The organism is Streptomyces sp. NPDC005899, assembly GCF_040629645.1.
GTDB lineage: Bacteria > Actinomycetota > Actinomycetes > Streptomycetales > Streptomycetaceae > Streptomyces.
Genome location: NZ_JBEXWB010000241.1, coordinates 1 through 6997, shown reverse-complemented (window position 1 = coordinate 6997; position 6997 = coordinate 1). Strand labels below are relative to the sequence as shown.

Here is a 6997-nt window from a genome sequence, read left to right as displayed (position 1 = left end):
TTACTCGTCTTTTTTCGCGCGGTCCCGGGGGGGGGGGGCCCGGTGTGGGGGCCTCCCCCGCGCCGGGTCCGGCCGCACGACTTCCGCGGGGCGACCGCCTCGCGGGAACTGACACCGGTACCTGATACGGCCGGTGCAGCACACAAGGAGAAAACCATGCCTCAGCCCGCCAAGGGTGCCCGTCTGGGCGGCAGCGCTGCGCACGAGAAGCTTCTTCTCATCAACCTCGCGAAGTCGCTGTTCGAGCACGGCCGCATCACCACGACCGAGGCCAAGGCCCGCCGCCTGCGTCCGGTCGCCGAGCGTTTCATCACCAAGGCGAAGAAGGGCGACATCCACAACCGTCGCCTGGTGCTGCAGTCGATCACGGACAAGGGCATCGTGCACACGCTCTTCACCGAGATCGCTCCGCGGTACGAGAACCGCCCCGGTGGCTACACCCGCATCACCAAGATCGGCAACCGTCGTGGCGACAACGCCCCGATGGCGGTCATCGAGCTGGTCGAGGCGCTGACCGTGGCGCAGCAGGCCACCGGTGAGGCCGAGGCCGCCACCAAGCGCGCTGTCAAGGAAGACGACCTCAAGAAGGACGAGGCTCCGGCCGAGACCGTCGAGGACGCCAAGCCGGCCGACGCCGCCGAGGAGTCCAAGGACGCCTGAGCGTCCTGAGACCCGGGTACGGGCCCGCACCACCCTTCGGGGCGGTGCGGGCCCGTTCCGTTCTGAGAGGATGCGCGGGTGAGTGACGAGGCAGAGCCCGGCTTTGTACGGGTACGGCTGGACCTTTCCTACGACGGGAAGGACTTCTCCGGCTGGGCGAAGCAGACCAGCAGGCGCACGGTGCAGGGCGAGATCGAGGACGCGCTGCGGACGGTGACGCGGTCGTCGGTGACGTACGACCTGACGGTCGCGGGGCGCACGGACGCCGGGGTGCACGCCCGCGGGCAGGTGGCGCACGTCGACCTGCCGGCCGAGGTGTGGGCGGAGCACGAGGAGAAGCTGCTGCGGCGGCTGGCCGGCCGGCTGCCGCTGGACGTGCGGATCTGGCGGGCCGCCGAGGCGCCCGCCGGCTTCAACGCGCGGTTCTCCGCCCTGTGGCGCCGCTACGCGTACCGGGTGGGCGACCGGCCGGGCGGGGTGGACCCGCTGCTGCGGGGACACGTGCTCTGGCACGACCGGCCGCTGGACGTCGACGCGATGAACGAGGCCGCCGCCCTCATGGTGGGGGAGCACGACTTCGCCGCCTACTGCAAGAAGCGCGAGGGCGCCACCACGATCCGCACGCTCCAGAAGCTGCACTGGACGCGCGAGGAGGAGTCGGGTGTCCTGACGGCGACGGTGCAGGCCGACGCCTTCTGCCACAACATGGTGCGCGCCCTGATCGGTGCGGCGCTCTTCGTGGGCGACGGGCGGCGCCCCGCACGGTGGCCGGCCGAGGTGCTGGCGGCCCGGGTGCGGGACCCCGGCGTCCATGTGGTCAGGCCGCACGGGCTGACTCTGGAGGAAGTGGCCTACCCGGCCGACGCCTTGCTGGCGGCCCGTGCCGTGGAGGCCAGGAACGTCAGGTCGCTGCCGGTGGCGGGCTGCTGCTGAGCCGTGCCGGCGGGAGCCCGGGAAGCGCGGTCAGGCGGCGGGGGCGGCCGCCGCCGCCGAAGCCTGGACGTCCCCGCGGTGGCGGATCTGGCGGAACGTGAAGTCGGTCAGGTCGTCGCCGACCTTGTAGACGTCCGCGGAGGCCGTGGTGACGTTCTTCCCGCTGGTGTAGCCGCCCACCGTGAAGTAGGCGTAACGGCCGTAGGAGTTGGCGGTGCGCCGGCACACGGAACCCCCGCGGCAGAAGGTGGGGACCCCGGAGCCGCTGAGGGAGGCGAGACCGCCGGTCGCCTGCTGGGCGGCCTTCCGGGCCTCCGCCTCGGTGCCGAAGACGGCGAGGCCGACGGTGACCGCGATGCCGTCCTTGGCGTAGGTCGCGCGGATGACCTGGTCGCAGCCGTTGTTCACGAGGATCGAGCCGAGGGCGCCCTGAGTCGTCGCGGCGCAGCTCGCCGTCCTGGCGGTCGCGCCCTTCACGTAGACGCGGTCGCCCATGGTGAGCTTCCGGCCCGGGAAGAAGGCGTCGACGGTGACCGGGGCCTTGTCCTTGCGCTCGTCGGCTATGTAGTCCCTCGGGTTCGGCGGGGGCGGCGGGGCGACCGAGGAGAACGACGGCTGCGGCACCCCGCTCTCCGCGGGGAGGCCGGCGGCGGAGGGCAGCGCGCTCGCGTCGCCGTCCGAGCCCGGGGCGCCGCGGCCGTCCGTCGTGATGACGGCCGTGGCCACGATCGCCGCGACCGCCGCGGTGGCCAGCGCGCCGCCGCCGATCATCAGCCACTTCCTGCGCCGGCTGCGTGCCGCGGACGCCTCGGCCAGTGCCGCCCAGTCCGGAGTCCCGCTGTCTCCGGGCCCCCAGGAGGGCCCCCCTTGCCCAAAGCTCATGCGGCGAATCCTAGACCGGCCGTAATCCGGTTGGGTCAACGGTTCCCGGGCCGCGACAATGCTTCGTATGGGACATCTTGAAGCGGGCCACCTGGAGTACTACCTGCCGGACGGGCGGGTGCTGCTCGGCGACGCCTCGTTCCGGGTGGCGGACGGGGCGGTCGTCGCCCTGGTCGGAGCGAACGGAGCGGGCAAGACGACGCTCCTGAGGCTGCTCGCCGGGGAGATCCAGCCGCACGGCGGCTCGGTGTCGGTGAGCGGCGGGCTCGGGGTGATGGCCCAGTTCGTCGGTTCCGTACGGGACGAGCGCACCGTGCGCGACCTGCTGGTGTCCGTGGCGCAGCCCCGGATCAGGGAGGCGGCGAGGGCCGTCGACACCGCCGAGGAGCGCATCCTGACCGTCGACGACGAGGCCGCGCAGATGGCGTACGCGCAGGCCCTCAGCGACTGGGCGGAGGTGCGGGGCTACGAGGCCGAGACGCTGTGGGACATCTGCACCACGGCCGCGCTCGGCATGCCGTACGAGAAGGCGCAGTGGCGCGAGGTGCGGACCCTCAGCGGCGGCGAGCAGAAGCGGCTGGTCCTGGAGGCGCTGTTCAGGGGCCCCGACGAGGTGCTGCTGCTCGACGAGCCGGACAACTACCTCGACGTCCCCGGCAAGCGGTGGCTCGAGGAGAAGCTCGGGGAGACCCGTAAGACGGTGCTCTTCGTCTCCCACGACCGGGAGCTTCTCTCCCGGGCCGCGGAGAAGATCGTCAGCGTGGAGCCCAGCCCGGCCGGCTCGGACGTCTGGGTGCACGGCGGCGGATTCTCCACCTACCACCAGGCCCGCAAGGAGCGCTTCGCCCGCTTCGAGGAGCTGCTGCGGCGCTGGGAGGAGGAGCACGCCCGCCTGAAGGCGCTGGTCCTGCGGATGCGGCAGCAGGCGGCGAACAGCCCGGACATGGCGAACCGCTACCACGCCATGCAGACCCGCTTCAAAAAGTTCGAGGAGGCGGGGCCGCCGCCGGAGCCGCCCCGCGAGCAGGAGATCCGGATGCGGCTGCGCGGCGGGCGGACCGGCGTGCGTGCGGTGACCTGCACGAACCTGGAGCTCACCGGCCTGATGAAGCCGTTCGACCTGGAGATCTACTACGGGGAGCGGGTCGCGGTCCTCGGTTCCAACGGCTCGGGGAAGTCGCACTTCCTGCGCCTGCTGGCCGGGGAGCCGGTCGCCCACACCGGTGAGTGGAAGCTCGGCGCCCGGGTCGTGGCCGGGCACTTCGCGCAGACGCACGCCCACCCGGAACTGCTGGGCAGGACGCTCGTGGACATCCTGTGGACGGAACACGCCAAGGACCGCGGCGGGGCGATGTCCGTGCTGCGCCGGTACGAACTGGAGCGGCAGGGGGACCAGGCGTTCGAGAAGCTGTCCGGCGGGCAGCAGGCGCGCTTCCAGATCCTCCTGCTGGAGCTGGCCGGCACGACCGCGCTGCTGCTCGACGAGCCGACCGACAACCTGGACCTGGAGTCGGCGGAGGCCCTCCAGGACGGGCTCGAGGTGTACGACGGCACGGTGCTGGCCGTGACCCACGACCGCTGGTTCGCGAAGTCCTTCGACCGGTACCTCGTCTTCGGCTCGGACGGGGTGGTCCGGGAGTCGGCGGAGCCGGTCTGGGACGAGCGGCGGGTGGAGCGGAAGCGGTAGGGGCGGCGGCGCGTTTTGACCCGTCCGGGGCGGGACGGGTATCGTCGGCCGTTGTTATACGTATCGGCTTCGTCGTCCTCGTACGAGGAGCCCCTACGTAGGTTCTCTGGAGCAGTTACCAGTGGCTCGCATACGGGCAGTGTCCCCGGCGATTGTGAGCCCCAGCTGCATGATCGCTTCAGGGGTGCCATGTGTCTGGACCTCATCCACTGAAGAAGCGAAGGCTACGAAGTGCGTACGTACAGCCCCAAGCCCGGCGATGTCACTCGCCAGTGGCACATCATCGACGCCGAGGACATCGTCCTGGGCCGTCTGGCCACCACGGCTGCGAACCTCCTCCGAGGCAAGCACAAGGCGATCTACGCCCCCCACATGGACATGGGCGACTTCGTCATCATCATCAACGCCGAGAAGGTCCACCTCTCGGGTAACAAGAAGACCCAGAAGATGGCGTACCGCCACTCGGGCTTCCCGGGCGGTCTCCGCTCCGTGCGTTACGACGAGCTCCTCTCGAAGAACCCCGAGAAGGCCGTCGAGAAGGCCATCAAGGGCATGATCCCCAAGAACACCCTGGGTCGTCAGATGCTCTCGAAGCTGAAGGTCTACGCGGGCGACCAGCACCCGCACGCTGCGCAGCAGCCGGTCCCGTTCGAGATCACCCAGGTCGCGCAGTAGTTCCGGCCTCCCCCCTAAGACGTAAAGAAAGATCTGAGGAGAATCGTGGCCGAGACCACTGTTGAGACGCCCGTCGAGGGCACCGAGGGTGAAGAGACCTTCGCCGAGGTGACCACCTTCGAGTCGGAGGTCCCCGTCGAGGGTGAGTACACCTCCGAGTCGCTCGCGGGCCGCTTCGGCGACCCGCAGCCCGCGGCCGGCCTGGGCCGCCGCAAGAACGCCATCGCCCGTGTCCGGATCGTTCCGGGTTCCGGCAAGTGGAAGATCAACGGTCGCACCCTTGAGGACTACTTCCCCAACAAGGTGCACCAGCAGGAAGTCAACGAGCCCTTCAAGGTGCTCGAGCTCGACGGCCGCTACGACGTCATCGCCCGCATCTCGGGTGGCGGCGTCTCCGGTCAGGCCGGCGCCCTGCGCCTCGGCGTGGCCCGCGCGCTGAACGAGGCGGACGTGGACAACAACCGCGCCACGCTGAAGAAGGCCGGCTTCCTCTCCCGCGACGACCGTGCGGTCGAGCGCAAGAAGGCCGGTCTCAAGAAGGCCCGTAAGGCCCCGCAGTACAGCAAGCGCTAAATCGCCTGCTCGTCCGCGTTACACGTTCGCCCCGGCGGCACACCGCGTGCCGCCGGGGCGTTCGTTTATCAGCTCTCGCGGGCGTATAACGGCTTAAGACGTTTATCGGGCTGGCGGCCGTGACCGCGTGTCACTTCGCTGCGTCTGGCCCCGCCCTGTTCTGCTTGCTCGGTTTTGTGGTTTCGGAGCACCATCGGAGGACACCAGTGGGACGACTCTTCGGCACGGACGGCGTGCGTGGTGTCGCCAACGCGGACCTGACGGCCGAGCTCGCGCTCGGGCTCTCGGTCGCGGCGGCGCACGTACTGGCCGAGGCCGGCACCTTCGAAGGGCACCGGCCGACAGCCGTGGTGGGCCGCGACCCCCGCGCATCCGGCGAGTTCCTCGAAGCCGCCGTCGTCGCGGGCCTGGCCAGCGCGGGCGTGGACGTCCTGCGGGTCGGCGTGCTGCCGACCCCGGCCGTGGCGTACCTCACCGGCGCGCTCGGCGCCGACATCGGTGTCATGCTCTCGGCGAGTCACAACGCCATGCCCGACAACGGCATCAAGTTCTTCGCCCGCGGCGGCCACAAGCTCGCCGACGAGCTGGAGGACCGCATCGAGACGGTCTACGACCAGCACCGCACCGGCGAGCCGTGGGCCCGCCCGACCGGCGGCGGCGTGGGCCGGGTCACCGACTACAAGGAGGGCTTCGACCGTTACGTCGCCCACCTGATCGGCGTGCTGCCCAACCGGCTCGACGGGCTGAAGGTCGTCCTCGACGAGGCGCACGGCGCGGCCGCCCGGGTCTCGCCCGAGGCATTCGCCCGGGCCGGGGCCGAGGTCGTCACCATCGGCGCGGAGCCGGACGGCCTGAACATCAACGACGGCTGCGGCTCCACCCACCTGGAGCTGCTGCGGGCCGCCGTCGTCGAGCACCGGGCCGACCTCGGCATCGCGCACGACGGCGACGCCGACCGGTGCCTGGCCGTCGACGCCCGCGGCGAGGAGATCGACGGCGACCAGATCCTGGCCGTGCTCGCCCTCGCCATGCGCGAGGCCGGCCAGCTGCGCAAGGACACCGTCGTCGGCACGGTCATGTCCAACCTGGGCTTCAAGATGGCGATGGAGCGGGAGGGCATCCGGCTCGTCCAGACCGCCGTCGGCGACCGCTACGTCCTGGAGTCGATGAAGGCCGAGGGCTTCGCGCTCGGCGGCGAGCAGTCCGGCCACGTGATCGTCCTGGACCACGCCACCACCGGTGACGGCACGCTCACCGGGCTGATGCTCGCGGCCCGGGTCGCCGCGACCGGCCGTACGCTCGCCGACCTGGCCGGTGTGATGCAGCGCCTGCCGCAGGTCCTCATCAACGTGCCGGACGTCGACAAGTCCCGTGTGGACACCTCGCCCGAACTGGCCACCGCCATCGCCCAGGCCGAACGCGAGCTGGGTGACACCGGACGCGTACTGCTGCGCAAGTCCGGCACGGAGCCGCTGGTCCGGGTGATGGTGGAGGCAGCCGACATCGAGCAGGCCCGCGCCGTCGCCGGACAGCTGGCCGACGTCGTGAAGTCGGCACTCGGCTGACGGCACGCCGGCCGGCGGCGCG

At 70.9% G+C, this 6997-nt stretch carries 7 protein-coding genes; 6 read left to right on the top strand and 1 reads right to left on the bottom strand.

The window, feature by feature from the left end:
* Positions 1-156 precede the first annotated feature (156 nt).
* Together rplQ and truA are read left to right on the top strand one after the other, a co-directional pair.
* Positions 157-660 carry a 50S ribosomal protein L17 gene (gene rplQ / locus ABZ371_RS23210; RefSeq protein ID WP_358682830.1) on the top strand — a complete coding sequence of 168 codons (504 nt, stop codon included), beginning with the start codon at positions 157-159 and terminating at the stop codon, positions 658-660.
* A gap of 78 nt (positions 661-738) precedes the next feature.
* Positions 739-1593, top strand: coding sequence for a tRNA pseudouridine(38-40) synthase TruA (gene truA, locus ABZ371_RS23205; RefSeq protein ID WP_358682828.1), 855 nt, complete (start codon positions 739-741; stop codon positions 1591-1593).
* Positions 1594-1623: 30 nt separating this feature from the next.
* Here the strand turns inward: truA and ABZ371_RS23200 are convergent, their stop codons facing one another.
* Complete coding sequence (locus ABZ371_RS23200; RefSeq protein WP_358682827.1) at positions 1624-2475, bottom strand: hypothetical protein; 852 nt, start codon at positions 2473-2475, stop codon at positions 1624-1626.
* Between the two features lie 67 nt (positions 2476-2542).
* Here ABZ371_RS23200 and ABZ371_RS23195 point away from each other — a divergent pair, with 67 nt between their 5' ends.
* From ABZ371_RS23195 to glmM, 4 genes are all read left to right on the top strand, one after another.
* On the top strand, positions 2543-4162 hold the full coding sequence (locus ABZ371_RS23195) for an ATP-binding cassette domain-containing protein (protein ID WP_358682825.1): 1620 nt from the start codon (positions 2543-2545) through the stop codon (positions 4160-4162).
* Positions 4163-4393: 231 nt separating this feature from the next.
* Entirely contained in the window at positions 4394-4837 is a 444-nt protein-coding gene (gene rplM, locus ABZ371_RS23190; RefSeq protein ID WP_030914195.1) for a 50S ribosomal protein L13, read from the top strand.
* 45 nt (positions 4838-4882) lie between these two features.
* Positions 4883-5410 (top strand): 30S ribosomal protein S9, encoded by a 528-nt coding sequence (gene rpsI, locus ABZ371_RS23185; RefSeq protein ID WP_014047805.1) that lies wholly within the window; start codon positions 4883-4885, stop codon positions 5408-5410.
* Between the two features lie 206 nt (positions 5411-5616).
* Positions 5617-6975 carry a phosphoglucosamine mutase gene (glmM, locus tag ABZ371_RS23180; protein WP_358682822.1) on the top strand — a complete coding sequence of 453 codons (1359 nt, stop codon included), beginning with the start codon at positions 5617-5619 and terminating at the stop codon, positions 6973-6975.
* The last annotated feature ends 22 nt before the right edge of the window (positions 6976-6997 follow it).